The sequence below is a fragment of the Kribbella italica genome (assembly GCF_014205135.1).
Classification (GTDB): Bacteria; Actinomycetota; Actinomycetes; order Propionibacteriales; family Kribbellaceae; genus Kribbella; species Kribbella italica.
Genome location: NZ_JACHMY010000001.1, coordinates 3,418,171 through 3,445,079, shown reverse-complemented (window position 1 = coordinate 3,445,079; position 26,909 = coordinate 3,418,171). Strand labels below are relative to the sequence as shown.

At 69.3% G+C, this 26,909-nt stretch carries 28 protein-coding genes; 14 read left to right on the top strand and 14 right to left on the bottom strand.

Translation table 11 applies throughout. The features are described 5' to 3' along the window. Positions 1 to 39: 39 nt before the first annotated feature. The 3 genes from HDA39_RS15870 to HDA39_RS15860 all read right to left on the bottom strand — a co-directional run bounded on the left by HDA39_RS15870 (position 40) and on the right by HDA39_RS15860 (position 2,533). Positions 40 to 822, bottom strand: coding sequence for a M23 family metallopeptidase (locus tag HDA39_RS15870; RefSeq protein ID WP_337925758.1), 783 nt, complete (start codon positions 820 to 822; stop codon positions 40 to 42). A gap of 141 nt (positions 823 to 963) precedes the next feature. Then, positions 964 to 2,316, bottom strand: a complete 1,353-nt coding sequence (locus HDA39_RS15865; protein ID WP_184795982.1) for a flotillin family protein — start codon at positions 2,314 to 2,316, stop codon at positions 964 to 966. 22 nt (positions 2,317 to 2,338) lie between these two features. Further along, positions 2,339 to 2,533, bottom strand: a complete 195-nt coding sequence (locus HDA39_RS15860; protein WP_077012722.1) for a hypothetical protein — start codon at positions 2,531 to 2,533, stop codon at positions 2,339 to 2,341. Between the two features lie 101 nt (positions 2,534 to 2,634). On the opposite strand from HDA39_RS15860, the gene HDA39_RS15855 reads away from it, so the two are divergent. Continuing rightward, positions 2,635 to 3,279 (top strand): maleylpyruvate isomerase family mycothiol-dependent enzyme, encoded by a 645-nt coding sequence (locus HDA39_RS15855; RefSeq protein WP_184795981.1) that lies wholly within the window; start codon positions 2,635 to 2,637, stop codon positions 3,277 to 3,279. On the opposite strand, the gene HDA39_RS15850 is transcribed toward HDA39_RS15855, so the two are convergent. From HDA39_RS15850 to HDA39_RS15835, 4 genes are read right to left on the bottom strand one after another with little or no spacing between them, the layout of a single operon-like run. Next, positions 3,276 to 4,097: a carbohydrate ABC transporter permease gene (locus tag HDA39_RS15850; protein ID WP_184795980.1), complete on the bottom strand. Its 822-nt coding sequence runs from the start codon at positions 4,095 to 4,097 to the stop codon at positions 3,276 to 3,278. The genes HDA39_RS15855 and HDA39_RS15850 overlap by 4 nt on opposite strands. Further along, on the bottom strand, positions 4,094 to 5,029 hold the full coding sequence (locus tag HDA39_RS15845) for an ABC transporter permease subunit (protein ID WP_184795979.1): 936 nt from the start codon (positions 5,027 to 5,029) through the stop codon (positions 4,094 to 4,096). The genes HDA39_RS15850 and HDA39_RS15845 overlap by 4 nt, the downstream gene beginning before the upstream one ends. Beyond that, on the bottom strand, positions 5,026 to 6,312 hold the full coding sequence (locus HDA39_RS15840) for an ABC transporter substrate-binding protein (RefSeq protein WP_184795978.1): 1,287 nt from the start codon (positions 6,310 to 6,312) through the stop codon (positions 5,026 to 5,028). Before HDA39_RS15840 ends, HDA39_RS15845 begins: the two co-directional genes overlap by 4 nt. A 4-nt stretch (positions 6,313 to 6,316) precedes the next feature. Beyond that, complete coding sequence (locus tag HDA39_RS15835; RefSeq protein WP_184795977.1) at positions 6,317 to 7,315, bottom strand: carbohydrate kinase family protein; 999 nt, start codon at positions 7,313 to 7,315, stop codon at positions 6,317 to 6,319. A 125-nt stretch (positions 7,316 to 7,440) separates the two neighbouring features. On the opposite strand from HDA39_RS15835, the gene HDA39_RS15830 reads away from it, so the two are divergent. The 11 genes from HDA39_RS15830 to HDA39_RS15780 all read left to right on the top strand — a co-directional run bounded on the left by HDA39_RS15830 (position 7,441) and on the right by HDA39_RS15780 (position 16,461). Further along, positions 7,441 to 8,193, top strand: a complete 753-nt coding sequence (locus HDA39_RS15830; protein WP_184795976.1) for a DeoR family transcriptional regulator — start codon at positions 7,441 to 7,443, stop codon at positions 8,191 to 8,193. Then, positions 8,190 to 9,533 (top strand): family 4 glycosyl hydrolase, encoded by a 1,344-nt coding sequence (locus HDA39_RS15825; RefSeq protein ID WP_184795975.1) that lies wholly within the window; start codon positions 8,190 to 8,192, stop codon positions 9,531 to 9,533. Before HDA39_RS15830 ends, HDA39_RS15825 begins: the two co-directional genes overlap by 4 nt. Before the next feature lie 175 nt (positions 9,534 to 9,708). Next, positions 9,709 to 10,239, top strand: a complete 531-nt coding sequence (gene rpsP / locus HDA39_RS15820) for a 30S ribosomal protein S16 (protein ID WP_184795974.1) — start codon at positions 9,709 to 9,711, stop codon at positions 10,237 to 10,239. Positions 10,240 to 10,244: 5 nt separating this feature from the next. Beyond that, positions 10,245 to 10,496: an RNA-binding protein gene (locus tag HDA39_RS15815; RefSeq protein ID WP_184806132.1), complete on the top strand. Its 252-nt coding sequence runs from the start codon at positions 10,245 to 10,247 to the stop codon at positions 10,494 to 10,496. 109 nt (positions 10,497 to 10,605) lie between these two features. Next, entirely contained in the window at positions 10,606 to 11,154 is a 549-nt protein-coding gene (gene rimM, locus HDA39_RS15810) for a ribosome maturation factor RimM (RefSeq protein ID WP_184795973.1), read from the top strand. Continuing rightward, positions 11,154 to 12,353, top strand: coding sequence for a tRNA (guanosine(37)-N1)-methyltransferase TrmD (trmD, locus tag HDA39_RS15805; protein ID WP_184795972.1), 1,200 nt, complete (start codon positions 11,154 to 11,156; stop codon positions 12,351 to 12,353). Before rimM ends, trmD begins: the two co-directional genes overlap by 1 nt. 153 nt (positions 12,354 to 12,506) lie before the next feature. Next, positions 12,507 to 12,857, top strand: coding sequence for a 50S ribosomal protein L19 (gene rplS, locus HDA39_RS15800; RefSeq protein ID WP_184795971.1), 351 nt, complete (start codon positions 12,507 to 12,509; stop codon positions 12,855 to 12,857). A gap of 137 nt (positions 12,858 to 12,994) precedes the next feature. Further along, positions 12,995 to 13,624: a signal peptidase I gene (gene lepB, locus HDA39_RS15795; protein ID WP_238356069.1), complete on the top strand. Its 630-nt coding sequence runs from the start codon at positions 12,995 to 12,997 to the stop codon at positions 13,622 to 13,624. Next, on the top strand, positions 13,621 to 14,391 hold the full coding sequence (lepB, locus tag HDA39_RS15790) for a signal peptidase I (RefSeq protein ID WP_184795969.1): 771 nt from the start codon (positions 13,621 to 13,623) through the stop codon (positions 14,389 to 14,391). Before lepB (HDA39_RS15795) ends, lepB (HDA39_RS15790) begins: the two co-directional genes overlap by 4 nt. 1,051 nt (positions 14,392 to 15,442) lie before the next feature. Next, entirely contained in the window at positions 15,443 to 16,141 is a 699-nt protein-coding gene (locus tag HDA39_RS15785; RefSeq protein WP_184795968.1) for a ribonuclease HII, read from the top strand. After that, positions 16,138 to 16,461, top strand: coding sequence for a DUF2469 domain-containing protein (locus tag HDA39_RS15780; RefSeq protein WP_012922325.1), 324 nt, complete (start codon positions 16,138 to 16,140; stop codon positions 16,459 to 16,461). Before HDA39_RS15785 ends, HDA39_RS15780 begins: the two co-directional genes overlap by 4 nt. A gap of 159 nt (positions 16,462 to 16,620) precedes the next feature. Here the strand turns inward: HDA39_RS15780 and HDA39_RS15775 are convergent, their stop codons facing one another. From HDA39_RS15775 to HDA39_RS15750, 6 genes are all read right to left on the bottom strand, one after another. Continuing rightward, complete coding sequence (locus HDA39_RS15775; RefSeq protein ID WP_184795967.1) at positions 16,621 to 17,385, bottom strand: phosphotransferase; 765 nt, start codon at positions 17,383 to 17,385, stop codon at positions 16,621 to 16,623. A 1,431-nt stretch (positions 17,386 to 18,816) separates the two neighbouring features. Then, entirely contained in the window at positions 18,817 to 19,431 is a 615-nt protein-coding gene (locus tag HDA39_RS15770; protein ID WP_184795966.1) for a hypothetical protein, read from the bottom strand. Positions 19,432 to 19,446: 15 nt separating this feature from the next. Then, positions 19,447 to 20,655: a DNA-processing protein DprA gene (dprA, locus tag HDA39_RS15765; protein ID WP_184795965.1), complete on the bottom strand. Its 1,209-nt coding sequence runs from the start codon at positions 20,653 to 20,655 to the stop codon at positions 19,447 to 19,449. Beyond that, positions 20,652 to 22,232 carry a YifB family Mg chelatase-like AAA ATPase gene (locus tag HDA39_RS15760; RefSeq protein WP_184795964.1) on the bottom strand — a complete coding sequence of 527 codons (1,581 nt, stop codon included), beginning with the start codon at positions 22,230 to 22,232 and terminating at the stop codon, positions 20,652 to 20,654. Before HDA39_RS15760 ends, dprA begins: the two co-directional genes overlap by 4 nt. Then, positions 22,232 to 22,591, bottom strand: coding sequence for a YraN family protein (locus HDA39_RS15755; RefSeq protein ID WP_184795963.1), 360 nt, complete (start codon positions 22,589 to 22,591; stop codon positions 22,232 to 22,234). Before HDA39_RS15755 ends, HDA39_RS15760 begins: the two co-directional genes overlap by 1 nt. A gap of 124 nt (positions 22,592 to 22,715) precedes the next feature. Next, positions 22,716 to 24,326 (bottom strand): APC family permease, encoded by a 1,611-nt coding sequence (locus HDA39_RS15750; RefSeq protein WP_184795962.1) that lies wholly within the window; start codon positions 24,324 to 24,326, stop codon positions 22,716 to 22,718. Positions 24,327 to 24,463: 137 nt separating this feature from the next. Here HDA39_RS15750 and HDA39_RS15745 point away from each other — a divergent pair, with 137 nt between their 5' ends. Further along, a complete protein-coding gene (locus HDA39_RS15745) occupies positions 24,464 to 25,402 on the top strand; it encodes a tyrosine recombinase XerC (protein ID WP_184795961.1) in 939 nt (312 codons plus the stop codon). 75 nt (positions 25,403 to 25,477) lie between these two features. Beyond that, a complete protein-coding gene (locus HDA39_RS15740; RefSeq protein WP_184795960.1) occupies positions 25,478 to 25,957 on the top strand; it encodes an RrF2 family transcriptional regulator in 480 nt (159 codons plus the stop codon). 9 nt (positions 25,958 to 25,966) lie between these two features. Here the strand turns inward: HDA39_RS15740 and HDA39_RS44105 are convergent, their stop codons facing one another. Continuing rightward, the gene (locus tag HDA39_RS44105; RefSeq protein ID WP_184795959.1) at positions 25,967 to 26,713 is read right to left on the bottom strand and encodes a M23 family metallopeptidase; all 747 of its coding nucleotides are present in this window, start codon (positions 26,711 to 26,713) and stop codon (positions 25,967 to 25,969) included. Positions 26,714 to 26,909 lie beyond the last annotated feature (196 nt).

The window sequence follows — 26,909 nt, the reverse complement described above, 5'->3', positions numbered from 1 at the left end:
CCGGATCCGCCTTGCGGGCAAGGCGGATCCGGGACCCGTTCAGCAGATCGGTACGCCGGGCAGCTGCGCTGCGGGATGGTTGATGTAGATGTTGGTGATGAAGCCGTTCTGGTCGCGCAGCTTCGACCACCAGTTGTTGGTGTAGCCCTCGGCCGTGACCGTGTCGCCCTGCTTCTGGCAGAGCACGAAGACCTGTGTCGGGCCGGGCAGCGTGGCGACCACCGGAGCGGCCAGCCGGGCGTCGGAGCGGACCCGGATGCCGGAGCCCCAGGTCATGAACGGCGTACCGCCGCCGCCTCCGCAGCCGTTGTCGCTGGTCAGGAAGTACTGGTTGTACGAGCCCGGGTAGGCCAGGCCCTGGCCGTTGATGACGATGTTCTGGCCGACGCCGTTGAGCAGTTGCTCGTAGTGGATGTGCGGACCGGAGGAGTTGCCGGTGCTGCCGGTGAGCCCGATCTGCTGGCCCTGCGCGACCTGCGCGCCGCTGGGCACGGAGTACGCGTTCAGGTGGAAGTAGTAGGTCTTCCAGCCGCCACCGTGGTCGATGGCGATGTAGTTGCCGGCGCCGGACGGCTGGGAGTAGCGGGTGGCGACACCGGCCGCCGAGGCCAGGACGGGCGTGTTGTTGGTGGTGCCGCCGTCGGCGCGGACGAAGTCGAGCGCACGGCGGACCTCGGCCGAGTGGTGGCTGTAGGTCCAGCGCTGACCACACGGGAACGGGGCCTTGAAGTTGGGTGCGGCCTGGGCCTCGGTCGGTACCGCCACCAGCGTGGCGGCACCGACCAGGAGCGAGGCGAGCACAGCGAGAGTTCGTCTGAGCACGATGATCAGTCCCTCAAGCGACCGGTCACGGGCGGTGATGTCCGTGACGCCTGGAGTGATGGCCTCAAGGTAGCGCAGCACTTGTCAGTTAGGAACGGATGTTGCTCAGATGACGTTACTGATTAACCCACGGTCGAAAGGCTAGGCCGTTTCGTCCTTCACCGGTTCCAGGGAAGGGGTTTCCGGGTCCGGCTTGGTGCTCAGGGAGTCGATCAGCTGCTTGGCCAGCGCGAAGCCGGAACCACCCATCGTGATCGTCTTGACCAGGGTGTCCTCGATGCCCTGGGCACCGTTCAGGACGACCATGTTGCCGACCTTCTCGAACGAGCCCGCGGCGGCGCGGACGATCTCCGGGTAGGCCTCGGCCAGCTGCTGCGCGACGACCGCGTCGGTGTTCGTGGCCAGCGCCTCGGCGCGCGCCTTGATACCGGCGGCCTCGGCCATCGCCTTGGCCTGGACGGCGAGCGCCTCGGCCTTACCGTTCAGCTCGGTCGCCTTGGCCTGCGCCTCACCGCGCAGGGTGACCTCGCGGGCGTTCGCCTCGGCGGAGGCGATCTGCGCGTCGCGGGCCGCGTTGGCCAGCGTGCGCTGCTTGTACGCCTCGGCGTCGGCCGGCTTCAGCACGCTGGACTCCAGCTGCTTCTCGGCCAGTGACGCGTTCAGCTTAGCCGTCTCGGTCTCGGCCACGACCACCTGCTGGCGGGCCAGCGCCTCGGCCAGCGGGCCGGACTGCGACGCCTTCGAGTTCGCCTGGTCGACCTCGGCCTGATACCCGGCCTGCGCGATCGAGCTCTGCCGTACGGCGGCCGCCTTCGCGGCTCCGGCCACCTGCTCGCGCTCGGTGGCCTCCCGGTCGCGTTCGGCCCAAGCGATCCGCGCCGCGGCCTCGACCGCGGCGGCCTGCGGGCGGCCCAGGTTCTTGATGTAGCCGGACTCGTCGTCGATCTCCTGGATCTGCAGCGAGTCGACCACCAGGCCGAGCTTCTCCATGTCGCCGGCCAGCGAGCCGCGGATGTTCGTGGTCAGCGTCTCCCGGTCGTGCAGCATCTCCTCGACCGTGGTCGAACCGACGATCGCGCGCAGGTGTCCCGCGAACAGCTCGTGGATGGTGCCCATCACCTGCTCGTCGCTCTGCTCCAGGAAGCGCCGGGCCGCGTTCGCGATCGAGCCGTAGTCGTCACCGACCTTGTACGCCGTGACGCCCTTGATGTGCAGCGGGATGCCCTGGCTGGACACGCAGGTGACGGTCAGCGGGGTCGCGCGGATGTCGAGCGGCAACCGCCGTACGGTCTGAAAACCGGGGAGCACCGCGGTGCCACGGCCGACGACGATCTTGAAGCCGAGCGTCTCGTTGACCTGCTCGACGCTGGAGTGCGCGCCGAGGCCGGAGATGATCAGCGCCTCGTTGGGCTCGGCCACCCGCCAGACCATCCGGAACAGGATCAGCAGCACGACCAGCGCAACCGCGCCACCGATCAGGTAAGTCCAGAACATTTCCCCTCCAGGGAACGTGATTTCAGAAGGCGCGAGCGACGTACACGGTGCGCGGCGGATCGAAGTCGACCACGACCACCGGCGTACCGACCTCGATCACCTCGTCGGTCGCGGGGTAAGCGTAGAAGGCCTCGGTGGCACCACGGACCGGCAACATCACCTCGCCGACGATCCCCGGACCCACCCGCCCGATCACGCGTCCCCGCTTCCCCACCATGACGTACCTTCCGACGCACTCCGGCCTGCTCCAGTTCCGCGCAGCCTACCGCCTGGCGCAGCTCTTCCGGCCGCCCCTCGACGGGTGCCAGACTGCCGGTCATGAGCGAGCTCAGTGACCTGATCCGGACCGAGCGGCTCGCGTTCGCGGATCTGCTCGCGACACTGAGCCCCGACGAGCTGGCCACGCCTTCGTTGTGCGGCGCGTGGACGGTGCAGGAGGTCGGCGCCCACCTCGCGTCGGCGTCCGGGCTCGAGGTGCGTGCGCTGCTGGGGCAGCTGGTCCGGTCGGGCTTCCGGCTGAACCACGCCAGCGCCGAGCTGGCGAAGCAGTGGTCCCGGCGCGGACCCGAGGAGATCGTCCGGCAACTCCGCGAGAACGCCGAGACCGGCGCCAGGCCCGCCGGCGTGCCGGAGGTTGCCGCGCTGGTCGACGCGGTGGTGCACGCGATCGACGTACGGCGTCCGCTCGGTAAGCCGCGGGATGTCCCGCCGGAGGTGTTCACGCTGGTCGCGGACTTCTCCGCCGGGCTGCGCTGGCCGATGAACGTGTCGGTCGGTGGCAACGCCCGCAAACGGCTGGCCGGCGTGCGGTTGGTTGCCGAGGGCTACGACTGGGCGTACGGGGAAGGTCCTGAGGTGCGCAGTACGGGTGAGGCCGCACTGCGCATGCTCAACGGACGGCCGGTCGAGCGCGCGGAACTCTCAGGACCGGGCGCCGACCTGCTTGCTTCTCGTCTGCACTAGCCGCGGATGGCGCCTTCGGTGGCGCCCTTGATGAACTGGCGGGCGAAGACGACGAAGACGATGATCAGCGGGATCATCGCCAGCAGGGCGCCGGTCATCACCATGCTGTAGTCGACGCCGTGGGAGCGGTTGAGCGACGACAGTGCCACCTGGAGGGTGAGGTGGTCGGGGTTGGTGAGCACGATCAGCGGCCAGAAGTAGTCGTTCCAGGAGCCGACGAAGGTGAAGATGCCGAGGAACGCCAGCGCGGGGCGGGCCGACGGCAGCGCGACGTGGCGGTAGACGCCGAAGAAGCCGCAGCCGTCGAGCGTGGCGGCCTCGATCAGTTCGTCGTGGATCGAGTTCTGGAAGTACTGCCGCAGCCAGAAGATGCCGAACGCGTTCGCGGCGGCCGGGATCACCAGCGCCTTCAGCGACCCGACCCAGCCGAACGCGATCATCGTCTGGAACTGCGGTACGACGGACAGCTGCGCCGGCAGCAGCATCGTCGCCAGCAGGATCACGAACAACGCCTGGCGCCCGGGGAACCGGAACTTGGCGAACGTGAACGCGGCCAGCGAGTCGAAGAAGAGCACCAGCACCGTCGTACTGATCGCGACGACGGCCGTGTTGGCCATCGACGAGAAGAACGCGACGTTCTCCAGCACGTGCCGGATGTTGTCGTCGAACTGCGACCCGAAGGTGAACTTCGGCGGGTACCGGTAGATGTCGGCCGTGGTGTTGGTCGCCATCACCAGCGTCCAGAAGAACGGGAAGAGACACAGCAGCCCGGCCACCGTCAGCGCGACGTGCAGCAGGATCCCGCGACCGCGGTTCATTCGGAGCTCCTTCCGCGCAGCAGCCGCCAGTTGATCGCCGTGAACAGCAGCACCAGCAGGAAGATGCTGATCGCGATCGCCCCGGCGTAGCCGTAGTCGTTGGCCCGGAAGGCGGTGTTGTAGAAGTACAGGACCGTGGTCAGCCCGCTCTGGTCGGCACCACCGGTCTCACCGACCATCACCTGCGGCTCGGTGAACGTCTGCAGCCCACCGATCGTCGACATGATCACGGTGAACAGCACCACCGGCCGCAGCTGCGGCAGCGTGATCGAGAAGAACGTCCGCAACGGCCCGGCGCCGTCGACCTTGGCCGCCTCGTACTGCTCGGTCGGGATCGCCTGCAGCCCGGCCAGGTAGATGATCGTGTTGTACCCGGTCCACTGCCACACGATCATCGCCGAGACCGCGATCTTGATTCCCCACGGCTGCCCGAGCCAGTCCTCGGTGGGCAGCCCGAGCGCGCGCAGCCCGGAGTTGATCAGGCCGAAGTTGGTGCTGAAGATCGCCGCGAAGAAGATCGCCGCGGCCACCAGCGAGGTGATGTTCGGGATGAAGTACGCGATCCGGTAGATGCCCTTGAACCGGATCGCCGAGTTCAGCATCACGGCCAGCGTCAGCGCGATCGCCAGCGTCGGCACGGTCGACATCACGAACAGCACCAGCGTGTTCCACAACGACAGCCAGAACGTGCTGTCCTCGAGCAGGAAGCTGAAGTTCTGCAGCCCGACGAACTGCCGCGGCCCGAGGCCGTCCCACTTCTGGAACGCCAGCAGGATGGTGGAACCCAGCGGGTACAGGCCGAACACCGCGAACAGGATGTAGAACGGCGACAGCGCGAGGTAGAACCGCCAGTACGACCAGATGCTCTTGCGCCGGCGCCCCGGTTCCGCCGTACCGGCGGACCGGGGTGGGGCGGTCGCTGTCAGCGTCACTGCACGCCCTGACGCTTGCCGATCTGCTTCGCCTGCGAGACCGCCTGCTGCCAGGCCGCCTCCGACGACTTGCTGCCGGCTTGGACCGACTTCAGCGCGGCCGTGTACGGGGCGGCGAGTGCGGAATCGAACGGCGACTCGTAGGCGATCGGGACGTCGGCCGCCGCCGGGCCGAGTACGTCGATCGGCACCTGGCCGCCGAAGAACGGGTCGGCCGCCTTGAGCTGCGGCTTCTCGTACGCCGCCGGCGTGGCCGGGAAGATCTGCGCGTCGGCGAACGCCTTGGCCTGGTTGTCCGGGCTGAGCAGGTACTTGATCACCTCGAAGGCGGCCGCCGGGTCCGGGGCGTTCTTGGTGATGGCCAGGAACGAGCCGCCGAAGTTCGCCGGGCCGCTCGGGGTCGGCGCGACCCGCCACTTGCCGACGCCGGTCTTGCTGGCCGCCTTGATGTCGAGCGCCACCCAGGCGGCGCCGACCACGGTCGGGACAGTGCCCTGGTCGAGGCCGGCGTTCCAGTCCGGCGTACCGCCTGGTGTCCGGCCGTCGACCTTGGTGGTGATCGCCTTCACCGACAGGTCCCAGGCCCGGCGGATGTGGTCCTGGTCGCCGATGAACTTGTTGTCCTTGTCGATGTAGCGGTCGGTGCCCTGGTTGATGATCGTGCCGTACATGTCGGTCGCGTCGGCGACGATCGGCGCCTTCGGGTTGGCCTTGCGCAGCTCCAGCCCGGCGGCGAGCAGGTCTTCCCAGGTCTTCAACTGCTCGGCGACCTTGGCCGGATCACTCGGCAGGCCGGCCTTGGCGAAGACGTCCTCGCGGTAGAACAGTGCGGTCGGGCCGATGTCGATCGGCAGGCCGATCACCTTGCCGTCCAGCGTCGTGGCCTGCTTGACCTTCCACTCGACGTACTCGCCGAGCACGGAGTCCGCGCCGACCGTCTTCAGGTCGACGAACCGGTCGGCCTGCGGCAGCAGCGAGGCGATGTCCTCGCCCTTGAGCCCGGTGATGTCGGGGATCGCGGTGCCGCCGTTGAGCGTGGTGACCAGCTTCTGCTTGAAGTCGCCGCCGATCTCGGAGTACTTGATGTGCTGGTCGGGGAAGTGCGCGATGGTGTCGTCCAGTACGGACTTGCCGAGGCCGCCGCCCCAGCACCACAGTGCGAGGTTGCCGGTCGCGTTCTTCTTCTGGCCCGAGCCGGCGTCCATGCTCGACGAGCAGCCGGTGGCCGCGGCGACGACCGCGGCGAAGCTCCCAGCGAGCAGCGTGCGACGGGAGAGCTCCATGGTTCTACCTTCCTGACTGGTCGCGCGACGTCGCGCTTCCGATGGGTGCGCCCTGGTGCGGTGTACGGGTTCGCAGGAGCGCGGCAAGGGATCGGTCTTCTGGGTGGTGCTGGTGCCAGGCGGCGAGGTCGGCCCAGGTCGGGGCCGCGTCAGCACCGCCGTACCGGGTCACGGAGAGGGCGGCGGTCAGCGCGCCGAACCGGACCCGTTCGGCCAGGGGAAGTCCCCACAGCGTGGCCGCGATGAATCCGGCGGCGAACACGTCACCCGCCCCGGTGGTGTCCACCGCCGGAACTTGCAGGGCCGGTACGGCGATCCGCTCGCCGGTCCCGGCGTCGAGTGCGAGCGCACCCTGGTCCCCGTTCGACACGACCACCAGCGGGACCTTCTCGGCGAGCTTGGTGAGCGCCTGGTCGGGGGTGTCGGTCCGGGTGTAGTTCATCGCCTCGCCGGCGTTGGGCAGGAACACGTCGCAGTGCTGGAGCTGGTCGAGCACCCCGGTGTCCCAGCGCTCCGACGGGTCCCAGCCCACGTCGGCGAACACCACGCTGCCGGCCGCCTTCGACTTGGCCAGCCACTCGTTCGGCCAGGGGCCGAGGTGGGCGGCGACCGCGCGGGCAGCCGGCGGCGTGGTGATCAGCTCGTCGGCCGACAGTGGGGGAGGGGTACCCCGGGTGACCAGTGCCCGGTCGTTGTCGTAGGCAAGAGCCACCGTGAGAGGGGTCTGCCAGCCGTCGAGCCTGCGGGAGAGCGTCAGGTCGACGCTCTCTTGATGGGTGAGCCGGTCGCGGAGACGGTCGCCGAGATCGTCGGCGCCGAAGACCGCGGCCAGGCCGGTGCGGAGTCCGAGGCGGGCCAGCGCGACCGCGAAGTTCGCGATCCCGCCGGGGCTCTCGGCCGAGTCGGTGGCCCAGACCTCGGTGCCGGGGCGGGGCACTGTGGGCAGACCGAGCACGAGGTCGTGGAACACCAGGCCGGAGACCACGACGTCCAGATCGCTCATGTTCGGCACACTCCTGCACGGTCGCTCAAACTCGTGCAGACAGTGTGCTGCTTTCGAGCAAACCGCGCAATACCCGTGCAGATATCTGCGTGAGTATGACGGAGTTTGCGTGATACGGTCTCTCCGTGTTGCCGAAGCAGCGTCAGGACCAGATCGTGCGCGCGCTCCGGGCCGACGGGGCCGGGGGCGTCAAAGTGCTGGCCGTGCAGCTGGGGGTCAGCGAGGCGACCATTCGCCGCGACCTCGAGCAGCTGCACGAGCAGGGCCGGCTGACCAGGGTGTACGGCGGTGCGCTGGCCGTCGACGGCGGCGACGAGCCGTTCGCCGAGGTGAGCGCGGTGCACGCCGACGAGAAGAACCGGATCGCCCGCGCGGCCGCCGAGCTGATCTCCGACGGCGAGTCCGTGCTGCTGGACATCGGGACGACTTCTCTCCGGCTGGCTCAGCAGTTGCACGGCCGGTCGCTGACCGTTGTCACCAGCAACCTCGCCGTACTGGAGGAGCTGCAGAACGACGAGCAGATCGAGCTGATCGTGCTCGGCGGGTTCCTGCGCAGGAGCTACCGCTCCCTGGTCGGGTACCTGACCGAGGAGAGCCTGCGGCAGATCCACGTCGACACGCTGTTCCTCGGCACCAGCGGCGTCCGCCCGGACGGCCGGGTGATGGACAGCACGATGATCGAGGTCCCGGTCAAGCGCGCGATGATTCAGGCCGCGGACCGGGTGGTCTTGCTTGCCGACGGCACCAAGTTCCCCGGCCACGGTGTCGCCAAGGTCTGCGACCCGGCCGAGCTGGCCGTCGTGGTGACCGACCCCGGGGCGGACGAGAAGACCCGGGTCCAACTGACCGAAGCAGGAGTACAGGTGGTACTGGCGTGAAACTCACCATCCTCGGCGGCGGCGGCTTCCGCGTCCCCCTCGTCTACCAGGCCCTGCTGTCGGACCAGGGCGAGGGCCGCATCACGTCGGTGACCTTGTACGACACCGACCGGCAGCGCCTCAACGCCATCACCGCGGTACTGAAACAACAGGCACTTTCTTTTGCTGATGCACCTGTGGTGACTCCGACTACAGATCTCGACGAAGCACTTCGTGGTGCTGACTTCGTCTTCTCCGCCATCCGTGTGGGCGGGCTCGAAGGCCGCACCATCGACGAGCGGGTCGCGCTCGACCTCGGCGTTCTCGGTCAGGAGACCGTCGGTGCCGGTGGGATCGCCTACGGCCTGCGGACGTTGCCCGTGGCAACTGCCATCGCGCAGCGGGTTGCCGTACTGGCTCCGGACGCGTGGGTCATCAACTTCACCAACCCGGCCGGCATGGTCACCGAGTCGATGCTCCCGTACCTCGGTGACCGCGTCATCGGCATCTGCGACTCACCCTCCGGCCTCGGCCGCCGCGCCGCGCTCGCGCTCGGCCTCGACGCTTCGCAGACCTTCTACGACTACGCCGGTCTGAACCACCTCGGCTGGCTCCGCAAGCTGGAGTACGGCGGCGTCGACCACTTGCCCTCCTTGCTCGCCGACTCGAGCGCCCTCGGTCAGTTCGAGGAAGGCCGGCTGTTCGGCGTCGAGTGGCTCCGCTCGCTCGGCTCGATCCCGAACGAGTACCTGCACTACTACTACTTCGCCCGTGAGACCCTCGCCGCCGTCCAATCGGTCGAGAAGACCCGCGGCAAGTTCCTGCTCGAGCAGCAGTCCGACTTCTACGCCGAGACCGCCCGTCACCCCGGCGACGCGCTCGAGCTGTGGCAGAAGACCCGGGCCGAGCGCGAGTCGACGTACATGGTGGAGAGCCGCGAGGTCGCCGACGCCGGCGAGCGCGACGAGCGCGACATGTCGGCCGGCGGCTACGAACAGGTCGCGCTGTCGCTGATGCGGGCGATCGCCCACAACGAGCGCGCCTCGCTGATCCTCAACGTCCGCAACCGCGGCACGCTCGAGCACCTGGACGACGACGCGGTGGTCGAGATCCCGTGCACGGTCGACGCCAACGGCGCCCGGCCGATCACCGTCTCGCAGCTCACCGATCACCAGGCCGGCCTGGTCAGTTCGGTGAAGGCCGTCGAGCGCTCGACGATCGAGGCGGCGGCGTCGGGCTCCCGCGCGACCGCCCTGCGCGCCTTCGCCTGGCACCCGCTGATCGACTCGGTCAACACCGCCGGGAAGCTGCTCGACGGGTACGTCGACCACCTGCCGGAGCTGAGCGCCTTCCGCGCCTGAGGCCCGGGATTGGGTTGCACGCCCCGGATCTGGCAGAATGTCAGGCTGAGTCCGTCCGGATGTCGTGCAGCCCTCTAACTCCACGCCCCGGCCGGCCCATCCGAGTGGTCATCCGTTGTCCCCACGACGGCGTGCAGCTCACCCACCTGTATTTCCCGAGGGAGACCACACAAACGTGGCAGTCAAGATCCGTTTGAAGCGCATCGGCAAGAAGCGTGCGCCGCACTACCGCATCGTCGTGATGGACGCCCGCGCCAAGCGTGACGGCCGCGCCATCGAGGAGATCGGCAAGTACAACCCGAAGGCCGAGCCGTCGTTCATCCACGTCGAGTCCGACCGGGCGCAGTACTGGCTGGGCGTCGGCGCGCAGCCGACCGAGGCCGTTCAGGCGATCTTCCGGGCCAGCGGTGACTGGCAGAAGTTCAAGGGTCTCGAGGCCCCGGCGCCGCTGCGCGTCAAGGAGCCCAAGCGCGACAAGCTGGAGATCTTCAACGAGGCGCTGGCCGAGGCCCACGGCACGCTGAAGACCGAGGCCGTCACCAAGAAGGCCGCGGCGAAGAAGGCCGACAAGAAGGACGACGCCGTCAAGGACGAGGCGAAGGCCGACAGCAAGACCGAGGCCAAGGCTGAGGCCAAGACCGAGGAGCCGAAGGCCGCCGAGGCCCCGGCCGCCGAGGCCGCGCCGGCCGACGACGCCAAGGCCTGACCGTGATGGAGACCGAGGCGCTGGAGCACCTGGTCCGTGGCATCGTGGACAACCCTGACGACGTCAACGTCCGGTCGCGCAACCTGCGCCGCGGACGCACGCTCGAGGTGCACGTGCACCCCGACGACATCGGCAAGGTGATCGGCCGCAACGGCCGGACGGCGACCGCGATCCGCACGGTGGTCGGGGCGCTCAGCTCCGAGCAGTCGGTCCGGATCGACTTCGTCGACGAGCAGAACCGGCGCCCGCGCCGCTGACTCGCAGCAGTCTCTGGAGGGCCGCACCCCACGGGTGCGGCCCTTCGCCTTTATCTTCGGGAGTACGCCGGTCCGCCGCGGGCCGGTGCGAGCAGAGAGGGACACACGGGTGTTGGTGACCGTCGGCCGGATCGGCCGGGCACACGGGATCAAGGGTGAGGTCGGGATGATCGTCCGGACCGACGAGCCGGACCGCCGGTTCGCCGACGGCGCCGTCCTGATGACGGAGAACCAGCCGGCCCGGGCCCTGACCGTCGAGTCCAGTCGCTGGCACTCCGGCCGCCTGCTGGTGAAGTTCGTCGAGGCCCCCGACCGGACCGCCGCCGAGAACCTGCGCAACCTGGCCGTGCAGGCCGAGATCGGCGAGGAAGAGCGCCCGGAGGACCCGGAGGAGTACTACGACCGCGAGCTGATCGGCCTGGCCGTCCGCACCACCGACGGCGAGCAGGCCGGTGAGGTGATCGACGTGGTCCACCTCCCCTCGCAGGACCTGCTGGAGATCCGCCGGCCGGGCGGCAACGCCGTACTGGTGCCGCTGGTCGAGGAGCTGGTCCCGGAGATCAGCCTGGACAAGGGCTACGTGCTGGTGGCCGACCGGCCTGGCCTGCTGGACCCAGAGGGTGCCGAAGAGGTTCCGAACGAGCCTGGCGCCAGCTGATGAGGCTGGACGTCTTCTCGATCTTCCCGGAGTACCTGGCCGCGCTGGACCTCAGTCTGGTCGGCAAGGCGGCGAAGAGCGGTCTGCTGGACGTCCGCGTGCACGACCTGCGCGACTGGACCCACGACCGGCACCGCACGGTCGACGACACCCCGTCCGGCGGCGGCGCCGGCATGGTGATGAAGCCGGAGCCGTGGGGTGAGGCGCTGGACACCGTCCTCCCTGTGGACGGCCCAACCCAGCCCCGGCTGATCGTGCCGACGCCGGCGGGCCGGCCCTTCAGCCAGGAGCTGGCCTACGAGCTGGCCGCCGAGCCGTGGCTCGCCTTCGCCTGTGGCCGGTACGAGGGGATCGACGCCCGCGTCGCGGAGTACGCCGGCGAGCGGATGCGCGTCGACGAGGTCTCGATCGGCGACTACGTGCTGAACGGCGGCGAGGTCGCCGTACTGGTCATGGTCGAGGCGGTCGCCCGCCTCCTGCCCGGCGTGATCGGCAACCCGGAGTCCCTGGCCGAGGAGTCCCACTCGGGTGACGGCCTGCTGGAGTACCCGGTGTACACCAAGCCGACCTCCTGGCGCGGCCACGACGTACCGGACGTTCTGCTGTCCGGGAACCATGCCCTGATCGCCCAGTGGCGCCACGACCAGGCCGTACGGCGTACTGCCGAGCGCCGCCCGGACCTGCTGGCCGCCTGGGGTGGTGTCGTCGCGGGCAAGGACGACGCGGCTGCGCTGGTCGACGTACTGCCGGCTGTCGAGGGTGACGCGGGGGAGCTGCTCACGCTGCAGCGGGCCGCGTACCTGTCCGAGGCGCTGGCGTACGACGACTTCACCATTCCGCCGCTGCTGGAGCCGGTGGAGGGCGTCGCCGAGCGGATCCGCCAGGGGACGGTCTGGAAGGCTGTGGCGGGTACCCGGATCGTCGGGTCGGTCCACCTGGCCGTGGACGGCTCGGTCGGCCGGGTCGGGCGGCTGATGGTCACACCGGACTGGCAGGGGCGCGGGGTCGGGACCAGGCTGCTGAAGGTGGCCGAGCAGACCGCGCCGCCCGAGGTCACGGCGTACGAGCTGTTCACGGGTACGGAGAGTGAGCGGAATCTCGGGCTCTACCGCAAGGCCGGCTACCGGGAGGTCCAGCGGGAGCCGCACACCGACAAGATCGAGTTCGTGCTGCTGGCCAAGCGGCGGCGCCGGCGCTGATTTCGTTGCGACCGGGCCGTGTGGCAAACTTGGTCGCTGTTGCCAGTGCGATGCTCCTGCCACAGGGGGTGACCATCGCACAGCGACATCCTTCAGCTTCTCACCACCTATTTCGTGGGTGACCTGTGGCACGCGCGAGAAAGCGAACACCTGATGACCAACGTCCTGAACGAGCTCGACAACGCGAGCAAGCGTGACGACATCCCCTCCTTCCGCCCCGGCGACACGGTCAACGTGCACGTCAAGGTCGTCGAAGGAAGCCGCTCCCGCGTCCAGGTGTTCAAGGGCGTCGTGATCCGTCGCCAGGGTGGTGGCCTGCAGGAGACCTTCACGGTCCGCAAGGTCAGCTTCGGCGTCGGCGTCGAGCGCACCTTCCCGCTGCACACCCCGATCGTCGAGAAGGTCGAGGTCGTCACCCGCGGTGACGTGCGTCGCGCCAAGCTGTACTACCTGCGTGAGCTGCGCGGCAAGGCGGCCAAGATCAAGGAGAAGCGGGACGCCTGAGTCCCTAGCGACGACGGTCAGGTATGGCGCCGAGCACTGCGACTCGCGCTCGCCCGGTAGCCAAGAGGGCACGTCGCAGCAAAGGACGACATCGCAGGCTCAAGCAGCGCAACCCGCTGCTGAGCCTGCTGATCGAGATGACCACGGTGACGGTGCTCGCCCTGGTCATCACGGTCGTTCTGCGGCTTTTCGTCGCCGAGGCGTTCTACGTGCCCTCGGAGTCGATGTACGACACGCTCACGACGAACGACCGCATCCTGGCCGAGAAGGTCAGCTACCTGCACCGTGACGTCGACCGGGGCGACATCGTCGTCTTCAAGGACCCCGCGAACTGGCTGAACGAGGAGCAGACGACCCCCGGTCCGCTGCGCCGGGTCGGCGAGTTCGTCGGCATCCTGCCGCGCAGCGGTGAGGGTCACCTGGTCAAGCGGGTGATCGGGCTGCCCGGCGACCGGGTGTTCTGCTGCGACCGGTCGGGCCGGATCCTGGTCAACAAGATCCCGCTCGACGAGCAGGAGTACCTGCTGAAGGACGCCAAGCCGTCGCTGCAGCCGTTCGACGTCGTCGTACCGCCTGGTCACCTGTGGGTGATGGGGGACAACCGCGCCGAGTCGGCCGACTCCCGCGCCCACATGGGTGGTCCCGGTGGCGGGTTCGTGCCGATCGAGAACGTGGTTGGCCGGGCCTGTTGCGTAATCTGGCCGTCTGACCGGATGACGATGCTGCGTCCTCCGGAAACCTTCAAGAAGCCGGGGCTGAAGAAGTGACCGATACATCGACCGAGGCGACGCCCGACAAACCCACCCACCGCTCGGGGCTGGCCGCCGCCGCTCGCGAGTTCGCGCTGATCGTGGTCGGAGCGCTGATCGTCTCGTCGATCCTGCGGGCGTTCGTCGGGCAGATGTTCATCATCCCGAGCGAGTCGATGCAGAACACCCTGCTGGTCGGTGACCGGGTGGTGGTCGAGAAGCTGACCGACGTCGAGCGCGGTGACGTCGTCGTCTTCGAGGACCCGGGCGGCTGGCTGGGCACCGAGGAGAGCGGCCAGAAGCGCGGTTCGGTCGGCCGGTTCTTCGAGGTCGTCGGCCTGCTGCCGGACTCCAGCCACGGTCACCTGATCAAGCGCCTGATCGGCATGCCCGGCGACAAGGTCGCCTGCTGCGACGAGAAGGGCCGGCTGATGGTCAACGGCCAGCCGCTGGAGGAGTCCCAGTACCTGTACCCCGGTGACGCGCCGTCGGCGATGGAGTTCCAGGTCACCGTCCCCGCGGGCAAGATCTTCGTGATGGGCGACCACCGCTCGGAGTCCGGCGACTCCCGCGTCCACCTCAGCGACACCGGCCCCGACGGCGGCACCCCCGGCGACGCCGCCTTCGTCCCCCTGGACAAGGTCACCGGCCGCGCGATCCTGGTCGTCTGGCCCGCCAGCAACTTCTCCAAGCTCGGCGTCCCCGACACCTTCAAGTCGATCCCGGCCCCGGCCGGCCCCCCACCGGCCAAGCCGTCGATCTCCCTGACACCACCCCCCAAGTAAGCGGAGCCCCCGTGCCCCCCACCGCACACCCGCCCCCCGCCCCCGCACGCCGTACGACGCCCAGCTCCACGCTCCCCGCTGAGGCACGCCGTACGGCGGTCGCTTGGCCTGGGTCCTCCGCCCCGGGCGGGACGGCGCCTGCTTGCTCGTGTGCGCCCGCACGCCGTACGACGTCCGCCACGCGCGACGCCGTCGCCAGGGCCAGGGCAGACGCTCCCGCCTGCTCGCTCGCCGTGGTCTCCGCACGCCGTGGCCCGGCCGTGCCTTCCCGGCCCAGCACTCCCCGCCCCTCGGCGCGGACCGTGCACCCGACCGCATCCCGCCCCCCGGCGCCGGGCACGTACGTGGCCGCGCTCACCCGGCGGCTGCGGCCTAGCGCCGCGCGCGACTCCGTCGCTGCCAGCACGGCCACGGCCGACGCGCTCGCCGTGGTCTCCGCAAGCGGCGGCCCGGCAAGGCTTTCCCTGCCCGGCAGTTCCCGACGCTCGGCACCGGCCGCTCTCACCCGGCGGCCGCGGCCTGAGACCGCCCCCGACTCGGTCGCTGCCCGCATGGCCAAGGCGGACGTGCCCGCCCGCGCGTTCGCCGTGGCCTCTGCAAGCGGCGGCCCGGCGGGGCTTTCCCGGCCGACTACCCCCCGCCACCCGGCGTCGGCCAACCCGGCCGCCAGGCTGACCGAGCAGGCACCGTCGCCGCGGCGCCCGGCCATGAGGCTGACCGTGCGGCGCCTGTCCCCGCAGCCCCTGGCCGCGGGGACGACCGCGACGGCTCCGTCGCAGCGGGCCACGGCCAAGAGCCTGACCACGCCAGCCCTGCCGCCGCCGCCCCAGGCTGCTAGGCAGACTGCGACCGCCCTGTCGCCGCTGCCCCGGTGCGCGAGGCTGACCGGGCTGGACCTGTCGTCGCGGACGTCCGCCGCGGGCCGGTGGGCGGTGGGCTGGGTGGCTCAAGTCCCGGCGCTCGATACCTCCGCGGACCGCCTGGCGGTCGGCCTGGGGCGTCGTGCCGGGTCCTGTGGCGGTGTTCGCCTGTGCCGTGTGGGGAGACTCGGATGAGCGCTCTCCCGCGCGGTAGCACGATCCGCCGCGACGCGGGGCTGTACGGGTACGAGCGCGCGCTGCGGCGCGTCGGTCTCGATCCGATCGCCGGCGTCGACGAGGCCGGGCGGGGACCGTGTGCCGGGCCGTTGGTTGCCGCGGCAGTGATTCTGCCTGACGGCAAGCGCGGTCAGATCCCGGAGCTCGCCGATTCCAAGCTGCTCACCGCCAAGGCGCGCGACCGCTGCTACGAGCAGATCCGCGCCCGTGCGCTGGCCTGGTCGGTCGTCTCGATCGAGGCCGACGAGTGCGACCGCCTCGGCATGCACGTCGCGAACGTCCAAGCGCTGCGCCGGGCCCTGTTCCGCCTCGACGTACGGCCGTCGTACGTGCTGACGGACGGGTTCGGCGTCGACGGCCTCGGCGTACCGGGCCTGGCGATCTGGAAGGGCGATCGGGTCGCCGCCTGCATCGCTGCCGCGTCGGTGATCGCCAAGGTGACCCGCGACCGGATCATGCAGCACTGGGACACGGTGTACCCCGAGTACGATTTCGCGGTCCACAAGGGGTACTGCACGCCCGAACACCAGGCGGCACTGGACAAATACGGCCCGTGTCCACAACATCGACGCCGATTCGAGAATGTCCGCCGCAGTCTGCGGCCCGATATGGGACAGAATGTGACCAGTCCCACCGGAGTGGAGAGCCGATGAGCGCTGACGACCTCGAGAAGTACGAGACCGATATGGAGCTGCAGCTCTATCGGGAGTACAAGGACGTCGTCGGGATCTTCAAATACGTCGTGGAGACCGAACGGCGCTTCTACCTGTGCAACGCCGTGGACCTCAAGGTCCGCACCGAAGGTGGTGACGTCTACTTCGAAGTGACGATGGCCGACGCGTGGGTGTGGGACGTCTACCGTTCGGCGCGCTTCGTGAAGAACGCCAAGGTCGTCACCTTCCGCGACGTCAACATCGAAGAACTCGCCAAGTCCGACCTGGAAGTCCCCAAGGACTCCGACTTCGGCCGCTGACCCCAGCCTGAGCGGGCCTCTCCCCAGGGGGATGCTCGCTCAGGGCTTCTGCCTGCCCTCTTCCGGCCTGTACGCCGTACGCCCTCAGCCCAGCCCGTCTGCGTCCGTCCGTACGCCTTCAGCCCAGCCTGTCTGCGTCCGTCCGTACGTCGTACGTCGTCACCTCAGCGCACGCTCGAGCTGCTCCGTCTGCGTCTCCAGCCACCGCAGCTCCGTCGCGAAGAACTCCATCGACACCGCCGAGTCCCGCGCCCCGAGGCCCCACCCCTCGACCCGCCCGGCTTCCCGCAGCTTCACCCGCACCAACGCCGGCACCACCCCGCTGCGATCCCCGATCCCGTACGCATCGACGAAAACCCGCAGCCGCGCCCCAAGATCGGGCACCACCTCGAACCCAGCCTCCAGCAGCTGCCGATCAGACTCCAACGGCACGAACGCCCAAGCAGCCGCCGCGACATCCAGCAACGGCGTCGTCGGCCGGCAGGCATCCCAGTCGATGAATGCCACCGGCCGCCCATCCCGGTACACGGTGTTCCAAGGCCCCAGATCCCCGTGCGACACGATCTCGCCGTCCTTCAGCCCACCCCCAGGCGGCACGAACCCCGCACTCGCCGCGTGCAGCCGCCGCAACAACCCGGCAACCTCCATCAGCGCACCCTCCGACCGCATCTCCACCGTCAGCGGATTCCCCTTCCCCGGCACCCACCCGGGATCCGCCGCCACCTCTCCGGGCACGTAGCTGAGCACCTCGACCCCACCCTCCACACCCAACACCCGCGGCGCACCGTCGAACCCCACAGCCTCAAGATGCCGCAGGTACGCATGCACAAGCGGCGCCGCCTCCCCAACCTGCCGCCGTACGGTGTCCCCACGCCGAACCACGCCAGGATTGTTCCGCCCACCAGCCAGCACCTCATCGGTCATCCCCTCAGCATGCCTCCATACAGAGCACTGGGCTCGAACCTCCAGCGCCAAAGCGCCGGCGATGAAGTGCGAGCACACCCGAAGCCAGTCAAACCAGCCGAGCAGGCCCGCCGCCGGCATGCGGTCCGCGTGGGCGGTAGCGCCAGCACACTGCGCAGTGCAACGACCGACAGCCTGGCGGCTGGCTAGCCTCACGTCGCGCGAGCTGCACGCCGCGAGCCCGACGTCGCGGGAGTCCGCCAGCCTGATGGCGTGAGGTCGGCAGGGGCCGAGTCGAACAGTCCGTGAGCGCGGTAGCTTGCATGCCCACAGGCGGGTACCCGGGACCCGGTGACGGGGCCCGAGGCTCGTGAGCCTGACTCGCGTCAGCCTGATGTTCGGATGGACTGAGGTCTGCGTTGCGCGAGTCCGACGGTCGGCGAGCCCGGCAGCTCGCATGCCCCACAGGCGATTGCCAGTAGGACGGTCCGGGTCCGGGGCAGGCGCCAGTGCCGGGGGCACGGAGCCCCGAGGCCCGAGCCCGGTGAGCCCGACGTCGCGCGGGCCACGTCGCGGAAGCCTGACATCGCGCCAGCGCGTCGGCCCCATGGCCTGGGGTCGGCAGAGCGCGAGTCTGGCGGTTGGTGAGCCCGACAGCTGCGTTGCCCCGCAGGCGACTGCCAGTAGGACGCCTCAGGTCCCGGTGACGGCGCACGGAGCCCCGAGCCCGAGGTTCCTGAGCCCGACGTCCCGGGAGCCCGTCAGCCCGATGGTGAGGTCGGCGGGACGCGAGTCGAGTGGTCGGTGAGCCCGACAGCTTGCATGCCTCACAGGCGACTGCCAGTAGACGCTGCCCGGTGCCGGTGCCGGTGCCGGTGCCGGTGCCGATGCACGGAGCCCCTGGGGCCGAGGCCCGTCAGTCCGTCAGCCCGTGGCCTGGTCGGGAGGGCACGAGTCGAGCGGTCCGTGAGCGCGGTTGTTGCGTGCCCCGCAGGCGGCTGCAAGTAGAACAAGCGCGGTGCCCGGTGTGCCCGACGTCCCGGCGGCCAGAGAGGCGCGATCCCGGCCTCGATCACCAGAATCAGGTCGGCCTCCCCGGATCATCCACAACAGGTGTGCGATCAAGGAGGCCGGGAGCTGGCGGGTCAGTGCGGGAGGTCTGTGGGTGGCGGGTCAGTGAGTTGGTGTGTGACGGCTCGCTCGGCAGTGGAGGGGCGCGGGACTCGGGGAGTGGGCAGGGATTCGCGTCGGAGTACGGCGTGTTCTCGGCCAAGTTGCCGACAGGGATCAGGTCGCTGACGGGGGAACAGGTCGGGCAGTCGGGAGGGGAGGAGGGGGCCGGGCGAGCGGCGCCCGGGCGAGCGGCGAGCGGCGACCGGTGCGCGGTGGCGCGGTGGTGGCGGGAGGTCTGGGGAGGGTCGGGGTGCTGTGGTTGGAAGGGTGGGGTGGGTGTTAGTAGCAGGGCCAGGCGGTGATTGCTGGGGAGGTGGCTAGGAGGACTGGGGTCTCGTGGGGGATGTGGTCGGGGGCTAGGGCCATGGCGGTTAGGCGGGCGTGGCCTTCTAGGACTACGAGGGGGTCGGTGGTGGTGGTGGCGCGGACGCAGATCAGGGGTGGCCAGGTGGCGCCGTTGCGGAGATTGGTGGCCAGGTTCAGGAAGTTGTCGGTCGGTAGGCGGTCGAAGACCAGGCCTCCGCGGCGGATGAAGGGGACGGCGTCTGTGGGGCGTCGGGTGCCGTTGGTGAGGGCGGTCCAGTAGCTGTAGTTGATGTAGAGAACGTCTAGTAGCTCCGACGGGGTCAGCATGACCAGTTGCCAGCTGAGGCTGTCGGGGAAGTCGGTGAAGAGTTCTCGGTTCTGGCGGTAGCCCCTGTAGTCGCCCAGGAGTTGGAGGCGGAGTTCGTTCTGGGTGGGGTTGGCGAGGTCTGGGGTCGTGAGAAGGGCTTCTGAGTGACCGTGCTTTCTCAGGGTTTCGGTGAGGGATGCTTTGAAGCGTGGTGAGGTCAACTCGGCGTTCAGGAAGGTTGCGACCATCTCGTTCTCGGAGGATGGGCGAAGGGCGCGCATGGGTTCATCGTGCCGTCAGGGGGCGCGTCTTTGGGTGGGGGAGAGGCGCCAGCCAGAGTCTTCGTAGGTGATGAGGTTGGCTTGGGCGAGGGTTTCGAGGCATTCCTGGACGGTGTCGTGGTCCAGGCCGGCGACGTTGGCTATGCGGGTGGAGGGGGACGGGCGGAGGACGGGGACGGCGTCGAGGGTTCGGCGGAGGTCGTGGTCGAGGGCGTCTTCGGGAGTTGCGGGGGTGTGAGGGTACGAGGTCAGGTGCTCGCCCAGGGGTGAGATGGCTTCGAGGATGTCGGCTACTGAGGTGGCCACGGTGGCGTTGCGTTCTCGGATGAGGAGGTGGGTGCCTTCGGACATTCGGGAGGTGATCGGGCCGGGGACTGCTAGGACCGGGCGGCCGCACTGTTCGGACCAGTTGGCGGTGTTGAGGGCTCCGCTGCGGATGGCGGCTTCTACGACGACGGTGCCTTGGGTGGTGGCGGCGATGAGTCGGTTGCGGGCGAGGAAGCGGAGCTTGGTGGGGGAGCAGCCGGGTGGGAGTTCGCTGACGAGGAGGCCTTCGCCGACGATTCGGTGGAAGAGGGACTCGTTGCTTCTCGGGTAGGGAATGTCGACGCCGCAGGCGAGGACGGCGATGGTGGTGCCGGTGCTGGCCAGGGCGCCGCGATGGGCGGCGGCGTCGATGCCGTAGGCGCCGCCAGAGACGATCGTCGTGCCGTGGTCGCCCAGACCGCCGGCCAGTTCCGCGGCGGCGTTTTCGCCGTACGACGAACAGGCTCGGGCGCCAACGATGGCGACTGAGGACTTGAGCAGGGTGCGGAGGTTGGGCGTGCCTCTGACCCAGAGGCCGTACGGCGTGCCGCCGCGGCGGGCCTGCTGGCCGGCCTCGGTGAGGACTTCGATCTGGTCGGGCCATTCGTCGTCGCCGGGGATGACGAAGCGGGCGCCGGCCGAGTGGGCTCGAGCGAGGTCGCCCTCGGGGGAGACCTTGGCCAGGCGGGACGACCAGCGTTCCAAGCCGGGGGCCTTGGTGCGGAGGAGCTCCCAGATCTCGAGCGGTTCGAGGTCGGCGAAGGTCTTCAGGGTCGCGGGGTCGCCTGGTTCGATGACTCGGGACAACGCCGCTCTCGCCAGCCGGTCCTCGTCGGAGGGAACCGGACGGTCGAGAGCTGTGGAGGGGGCGTTGCTAGAGGCAACTACCAGGTCGGTTTGCTGGTCGGAGTTGGTCATGTGGGGATGGGCTCTCTGAGGGGGCGGGCGTCTTCTAGGGGCGTCAGGGGCGCGCCGGTGCGGAGTTGGAAGGCTTCGTGGGTGAGGTCAGGGGTCGGGGTCGGTTGGGCGACCAGATCGGTGAGGGTCCAGGCAAGGCGAACGACCCGGTCGAGGCCCCGGGCGGTGAGGCGGCCTTCGGCGTAGTGGGCTTCGAGGAGGTCCTGGCTGGCAGTGTCGAGCGGGAACTCGCGACGCAGCACCGGGCCGGGGACCTCGCTGTTGAGCTGCCAGGGCGTGCCCCGGTACCGATGGGCTTGCCGATCGCGGGCGGCGCGGACTCGCGCCGCGACGTTGGCGGTGGACTCGGGCTGGTCGCCGGTGCCGAGGCCTCGGGCGGCGGGGAGGATCTGGCGCTGGATGTCCATCCGGTCCTTGATCGGACCGCTGATGCGTTGGCGGTACCGGTTGAGGATCTGAGGTGTGCAGTTGCAGATGCCGGTCGGAGTCCCGGATTGGCCGCAGGGACAGGGATTCGCGGCCAGCACCAGGAGGAACCGTGCCGGGAACTTGGCGACAGCGGCCGCACGGTGGACCTCGACGAAACCGGACTCCAGCGGCTGGCGCAAGGTGTCCAAGGTCAGCGGGTGCATCTCGGGTGCTTCGTCGATGAAGAGGATGCCGCGGTGCGCGCAGCTGATCGCGCCGGGGCGCGGAACGCCGGAGCCTCCGCCGACCAGGCTGACCAAAGACGCCGTGTGGTGCGGGGCGATGAACGGTGGGCGGGTGACGAGCTCCGCGTCGTTGGTGAGAAGACCGGCGAGCGAGTGGACGGCGGAGACCTCCAGGGACTCGTCGATCCCCAGGTCGGGCATCAGACCGGCCAGGCGCTCGGCGAGCATGGTCTTGCCGGAACCCGGTGGACCGTACAGATACAGGTGATGGCCGCCCGCGGCGGCGGCTTCGATGGCTCGTCGGCCTTCGCGCTGACCCAGGACGTCGTCCAGGTCAACCTCGGGGACCCTAGTGAGGGACTCCGACATCAGGCGCGGCTCGGCGCGGGGCGGCTCCTCGTCGGGGATCTCCTCGCCCCGGATCATCGCGAGCACCTGCCGCAGCGAACGCACGCCGTACACGCTGATGTCGGGGACGAGGCGGGCCTCGTTCGCGTTGAGTTCCGGGACGATGATGCGGGTGAAACCGGCGCGGGCGGCGGCGAGCGTCATCGCGAGAGCGCCGCGGACTTCGCGGATGCGGCCGTCGAGACCGAGCTCTCCGATGATGGCGCAGTGCCGCAGCTCGCCGATCGGCAGGACGCCGCTGGCCGCGAGCAGGGCGCACGCGATCGTCACGTCGTAGTGCGAACCGGTCTTGGGCAGGGTCGCCGGAGACAGGCCGATGGTGACCTTGCGGTCAGGGAACCGTTCGCCGCTGTTGACGACGGCCGCGCGGACGCGGTCCCTTGCCTCGGACAACGAGGTGTCGGGAAGGCCGATGAGCGTGGTCTTGGGGAGGCCTTGGGCGATGTCGGCCTCGACCTCGACGAGGTGGCCTTCCAGACCGACGAGAGCGACGGACCAGGCCTGGGCAAGGGACATCAGCCCACGCCCCTCAGGTGTTCGATGGTGGGTTTGGCGCCGCCGGGTGGGACCAGGACGGCGATCACGTCGATCCGGATCTCCGGTGGATGGAGCTCGTGCTCTTGCAGCCAGCGGCCGACCAGGCGGCGCAGGGTGCTGAGTTTGCGATAGGTGATTGATTCCAGGGGGCTCCCGTACCCGAGGCCGCGTCGGGTCTTCACCTCGCAGACGACCAGGGCCCGGCCCTCGCGGGCGACGATGTCGATCTCGCCCTGCTCGCAGCGCCAGTTGCGCGCGAGGATCGCGAAGCCCTGCTGGCTCAGATGTTCCGCGGCGAGTTGTTCGCCGTACTGCCCGACTGCGTCTTTGGTCCGCATCGATGACCACCTCCGACTAGAAGATGCCGGGATTCAAAGTGGATCCGAGGGTGACTTCGCGGCTGTGGACAACGAAAAACGCCGGCCGGGCCCAAGGGCCGGCCGGCGTTCGTGGTGCGGTGGATCAGTTACGCATGTGCTTGCCGCGGTTGGACTTCGGCGGTGTGCGGTCGACGCGGAGCTCGGTGGGCTCGTGGCGGATGACCTGCAGGCCGCCGGTGCCCGGGTCGGTGTCGCCGACCTCGAAGTCCCAGCTCTCCTCGTTGGCCAGGCGGCTGTGCCAGCGGCCGTACAGACCGTAGATGGCCAGGCCGATCAGCATCCAGATGCCGAACTTGGTCCAGGTGCCGGTCTTCAGGTTGAGCATCAGCCACAGGGTCGCGGCCAGCGACAGCAGCGGGATCAGCGGGACCAGCGGGACGCGGAAACCGCGCTCCAGGTTCGGCTCCGTACGGCGCAGGCGGAGGACTCCGACGGCACAGAACGCGAAGCAGAACAGGGCTCCGATGACCAGCAGCTCCTCGAGCTCGACCACCTTCGGGTAGAGCGTGAGGGCCAGGGCGGCCAGACCGGCCGCCGTCGCCGCGCGGGCCGGCGACGAGTAGACCCGGCTGACTCGGCCGAGGCTCTTCGGTAGGAGTCCGTCACGGCCCATGTTGAACAGCACGCGGCTCTGGGCGATCAGAACCACCATGATCACGGTCATCAACGCCAGCAAGGCCCCGAGATTGACCACGTCCGCGGCCCAGCCTTCACCGACCGCTTCCATCGCCTCCGAGACCGGTGCGGCACCGCCGAGCTGCCCGTACGGGCGCAGGCCGACCATGACGATGGCGACCGCGACGTACAGGACCGTGACGACCACGACGCCGAGCAGCATGCCCTGCGGGACCGTCTTGCGCGGGTTGCGGGCGTCCTCGGACGCGGTTGCGATCAGGTCGAAACCGATGAACGCGAACACGATCGCGCTGGCCGCGGTGAAGATGCCCATCAGGCCGAACGAGCCGAACGACGAGTCCAGCATCCAGCCCAGCAAGGTCGGGTTCGCCGTCGCCGGGGCGGGGCGCTCCATCGGGACGAAGGGCTTGAAGTTCTCCATCTTGATGTGCGTCGCGCCGACCACCACGATCAGCAGGATCACCGCCACCTTGGCCGCCACGACGACGGTCAGCACGCGGGACGACAGCTTGGTGCCGGTGACGATCATCGCGGTCAGCAGCAGGATCAGCAGCGGCGCGACGAGGTTCACCTTGGCCTCGGGGCCGAAGAACTGGGCCAGCCCGTCGGGCAGCACGACGCCGAATCCGTTCAGGGTGGCCAGGAAGTACGCGGACCAGACACGGGCGACGATCGCGGCGGCGGTGACGAGCTCGAGCACCAGCGCCCAGCCGACCAGCCACGCCCACATCTCACCGAAGGTGACGTAGCTGAACGTGTACGCGCTGCCGGACACGGGGATGGTCGACGAGAGCTCGGCGTAGCACGCGGCTGCCAGCAGGCAGACGAGCGCGGCGACCACGAACGACAGGATGACGGCAGGGCCGGCCACGTTCGCGGCCTGCTTGCCGCTCAGGCTGAAGATGCCGGAACCGATCATCACACCGAGGCCGAGCACGACAAGGTCGCGTCGGCCGAACAGACGCGGTAGTCGGTGCCGAGCCTCCTCGACTCGAGTGAACGCCGACTCGACCGGCAGGCGCCGGCCTACGGTCTGTCCGTTCGCTGAGGGGGCCATGGTCAGGGGTGCCTCCGTTGCTACTAGGGCAATCGGGCCGAACAGTAGTCGACCGGGGGACTACGGGCCAGACCCTCCTTCGTGTCGCTGCCGCGCGGCTGCTTGCGATGCCGGGGCCGCTCCCGCATGGTCGAGCCATGGCACCGGACGACGTCAGCCCAGGGCCCTCCGTACTGGAGGAATTCGCTGCGTTACTGGCTGACTACGAACGGCATCTCACGGCGGAAAGAGGCCTCAGCGAACATTCGGTCCGAGCGTACATGGGTGACGTCGCCGATTTGATCGATCATTTGAATCGGCTTGGTCACGATGAGCTGGACAAGCTCGACATCCGCGGTCTGCGGTCCTGGCTGGCCAAGCAGCAGAGCCTGGGCAAGGCCCGCAGCACGATGGCGCGGCGGGCCACCGCTGCGCGGGTCTTCACCGCGTGGGCCCAACGGACCGGGCGGATCGCGACCGATCCGGGCGCGCTGCTGGCCAGTCCGAAGGCGCACAAGACGCTTCCAGGCGTGCTGGGGCAGGCGGATACGCGCACTGTGCTGGATGCGGCGGCTGTCGCGGCGGACGACGGGAGTCCGGTCGGGCTGCGGGATCTGGCGATCATGGAACTGCTGTACGCGACCGGGATCCGGGTCGGTGAGTTGTGCGCGCTGGATCTCGACGAGGTGGATCGGAACCGGCGCGTGGTTCGCGTGTTCGGTAAGGGGCGTAAAGAAAGGTCGGTCCCGTACGGCGTACCGGCGGGTGCGGCGCTGGAGTCGTGGATGGCAGTGCGTGTGCAGTTGGTCCGGGACGGGAGTGGGGCGGCGCTGTTCCTCGGGGCGCGTGGTGGGCGGATCGATCAGCGGACCGTACGGCGGGTTGTGCACGCGCGGATCGATGCCGTGGATGCGCCGGACCTGTCGCCGCACGGGTTGCGGCACACGGCGGCGACGCATCTGCTCGAGGGCGGGGCGGATCTGCGGAGCGTGCAGGAGTTGCTCGGGCACGCGTCGCTGGCGACGACGCAGGTCTACACCCATGTTTCGAGCGAGCGGTTGCGGGCGGCGTACCAGCAGGCACATCCGCGGGCTTGATCGCACGGTCGTGCTCGGGGTTGGTACGGCGGGGGTGATGGGCGGTGGGTGGGGAAATGGGGCAGACTGCGGGCCATGCGGGTTTCGGCTAAATCTGACTATGCGTTGCGGGCGCTGATCGAGATCACTCAGCGCTGGGTGGGCAACGATCCCTCGGTGGTGTCGGCGGAGGAGCTCAGCCGGCAGCAGGGCATTCCGCACGGGTTCCTGCAGGGGATCCTCGCCGATCTGCGCCGGGCGGGCGTGCTGACCAGTCAGCGCGGGCAGTCCGGCGGGTGGAAGCTCGCGGTGGATCCGAACGAGATCTCGGTCGCGGACGTCATGCGTGCTGTCGACGGGCCGATCGTGAGCATCTCGGGGGTCCGGCCGGAGAGCGTCGACTACAACGAGCGAGCCGTAGTGCTGCAGCGGGTCTGGATCGCGGCGCGGGCGAGCCTGCGGGACGTGCTCGAGCACACCACGCTGACGGACCTTGCCAAGGGCAAGCTTCCGGCGGGGGTCGAGCGGCGGTCGAAGGACGAGGACGCTTGGCAGGCGCGGGTTCCTGGGAGTTGATCGCACTGGTCAGTGGTTTCTGACCAGGAGGGTGGCGCCGAGGGTGGCCAGGGCGCTGAGGGTGACGACCACGGTTGGTAGTGGGCTTGGGGTCTGGTGGCGTGCTGTGGGGGAAGCGACGCGGGTGGATGGCTGAGGTTGCGGGGATGCCGGCGGTGAGGTCGGCTGTGGCTGAGGTCGCGGCGCCGGGAGGGAAGGTGAAGGGGCCGTTGATGGTGGGGCGGTGGGTGCCGGCGCGCTGAAGGGGGTTGGCGCGTGCGGGGCGTTTGTGGGGAGTAGGCGGACTGGCTGGGTGGGGAGCAGGTCCAGGGGGTTGAGATAGGTCCTGCCTTCCAGGAGGCCCCAGTGGAGGCAGGTTGTGGGGGCGCAGTGGGAGGCTGCGGCGGACAGGTGGCCTAGGGGTTGGGCGGTCTGGACGGAGGTGCCGGTGGGGAGAGTTGGGATGACTGGCTCGTAGGTTGTGCGGAGTTGGCCGTGGGTTACCACTACGACGCTGCGGCCGGCTACTGGGCCGGCGTACGTGATGGTTCCTGAGGTGGCGGAGAGGACTGGTTGGCCGGGGGTGCCGGCCAGGTCTATGCCTCGGTGGCCGGGGAGCCAGGGTTTGGCGGGTGGGGCGTAGGGGTGGACGATCCGGGGGCGCGGATCGAGCGGCCAGGAGGCGTCCGCGGGTGGGCTGGTGAGGGGGAGCGGGACTGGCGGGGTGATGGGCGCGAGGAGTGGCAGTGCGAAGGGGGCCAGCAGGAGTGGGGTCATGCTGGAAAGGTGCAGGTGAGATCGCGAAATCGGCGGGGTGAATCGGGGCCTGTGGACAGGCTGGGGGCCGGTTCGACCAGGGGTGGGCCTCTCGCGTAGACTTCTGCTGGCGTCCCACCTCGGTGGGGCGACTTCGCACGCCTGCACACATCCGAATCCCCTTGGTCCCGGTGCGCCGGGAAGGGATTCGCGCGGG

Excerpts from the sequence above, each read along its gene's own strand:
- HDA39_RS15865 (WP_184795982.1), bottom strand. The coding sequence starts at position 2,316 with ATGTTCTGGACTTACCTGATCGGTGGCGCGGTTGCGCTGGTCGTGCTG.
- HDA39_RS15860 (WP_077012722.1), bottom strand. The coding sequence starts at position 2,533 with ATGGTGGGGAAGCGGGGACGCGTGATCGGGCGGGTGGGTCCGGGGATC.
- HDA39_RS15855 (WP_184795981.1), top strand. The coding sequence starts at position 2,635 with ATGAGCGAGCTCAGTGACCTGATCCGGACCGAGCGGCTCGCGTTCGCG.
- HDA39_RS15850 (WP_184795980.1), bottom strand. The coding sequence starts at position 4,097 with ATGAACCGCGGTCGCGGGATCCTGCTGCACGTCGCGCTGACGGTGGCC.
- HDA39_RS15840 (WP_184795978.1), bottom strand. The coding sequence starts at position 6,312 with ATGGAGCTCTCCCGTCGCACGCTGCTCGCTGGGAGCTTCGCCGCGGTC.
- HDA39_RS15835 (WP_184795977.1), bottom strand. The coding sequence starts at position 7,315 with ATGAGCGATCTGGACGTCGTGGTCTCCGGCCTGGTGTTCCACGACCTC.
- HDA39_RS15815 (WP_184806132.1), top strand. The coding sequence starts at position 10,245 with ATGGAGACCGAGGCGCTGGAGCACCTGGTCCGTGGCATCGTGGACAAC.
- trmD (WP_184795972.1), top strand. The coding sequence starts at position 11,154 with ATGAGGCTGGACGTCTTCTCGATCTTCCCGGAGTACCTGGCCGCGCTG.
- rplS (WP_184795971.1), top strand. The coding sequence starts at position 12,507 with ATGACCAACGTCCTGAACGAGCTCGACAACGCGAGCAAGCGTGACGAC.
- lepB (WP_238356069.1), top strand. The coding sequence starts at position 12,995 with ATGACCACGGTGACGGTGCTCGCCCTGGTCATCACGGTCGTTCTGCGG.
- HDA39_RS15785 (WP_184795968.1), top strand. The coding sequence starts at position 15,443 with ATGAGCGCTCTCCCGCGCGGTAGCACGATCCGCCGCGACGCGGGGCTG.
- HDA39_RS15780 (WP_012922325.1), top strand. The coding sequence starts at position 16,138 with ATGAGCGCTGACGACCTCGAGAAGTACGAGACCGATATGGAGCTGCAG.
- HDA39_RS15775 (WP_184795967.1), bottom strand. The coding sequence starts at position 17,385 with ATGACCGATGAGGTGCTGGCTGGTGGGCGGAACAATCCTGGCGTGGTT.
- HDA39_RS15770 (WP_184795966.1), bottom strand. The coding sequence starts at position 19,431 with ATGCGCGCCCTTCGCCCATCCTCCGAGAACGAGATGGTCGCAACCTTC.
- dprA (WP_184795965.1), bottom strand. The coding sequence starts at position 20,655 with ATGACCAACTCCGACCAGCAAACCGACCTGGTAGTTGCCTCTAGCAAC.
- HDA39_RS15760 (WP_184795964.1), bottom strand. The coding sequence starts at position 22,232 with ATGTCCCTTGCCCAGGCCTGGTCCGTCGCTCTCGTCGGTCTGGAAGGC.
- HDA39_RS15755 (WP_184795963.1), bottom strand. The coding sequence starts at position 22,591 with ATGCGGACCAAAGACGCAGTCGGGCAGTACGGCGAACAACTCGCCGCG.
- HDA39_RS15750 (WP_184795962.1), bottom strand. The coding sequence starts at position 24,326 with ATGGCCCCCTCAGCGAACGGACAGACCGTAGGCCGGCGCCTGCCGGTC.
- HDA39_RS15745 (WP_184795961.1), top strand. The coding sequence starts at position 24,464 with ATGGCACCGGACGACGTCAGCCCAGGGCCCTCCGTACTGGAGGAATTC.
- HDA39_RS15740 (WP_184795960.1), top strand. The coding sequence starts at position 25,478 with ATGCGGGTTTCGGCTAAATCTGACTATGCGTTGCGGGCGCTGATCGAG.
- HDA39_RS44105 (WP_184795959.1), bottom strand. The coding sequence starts at position 26,713 with ATGACCCCACTCCTGCTGGCCCCCTTCGCACTGCCACTCCTCGCGCCC.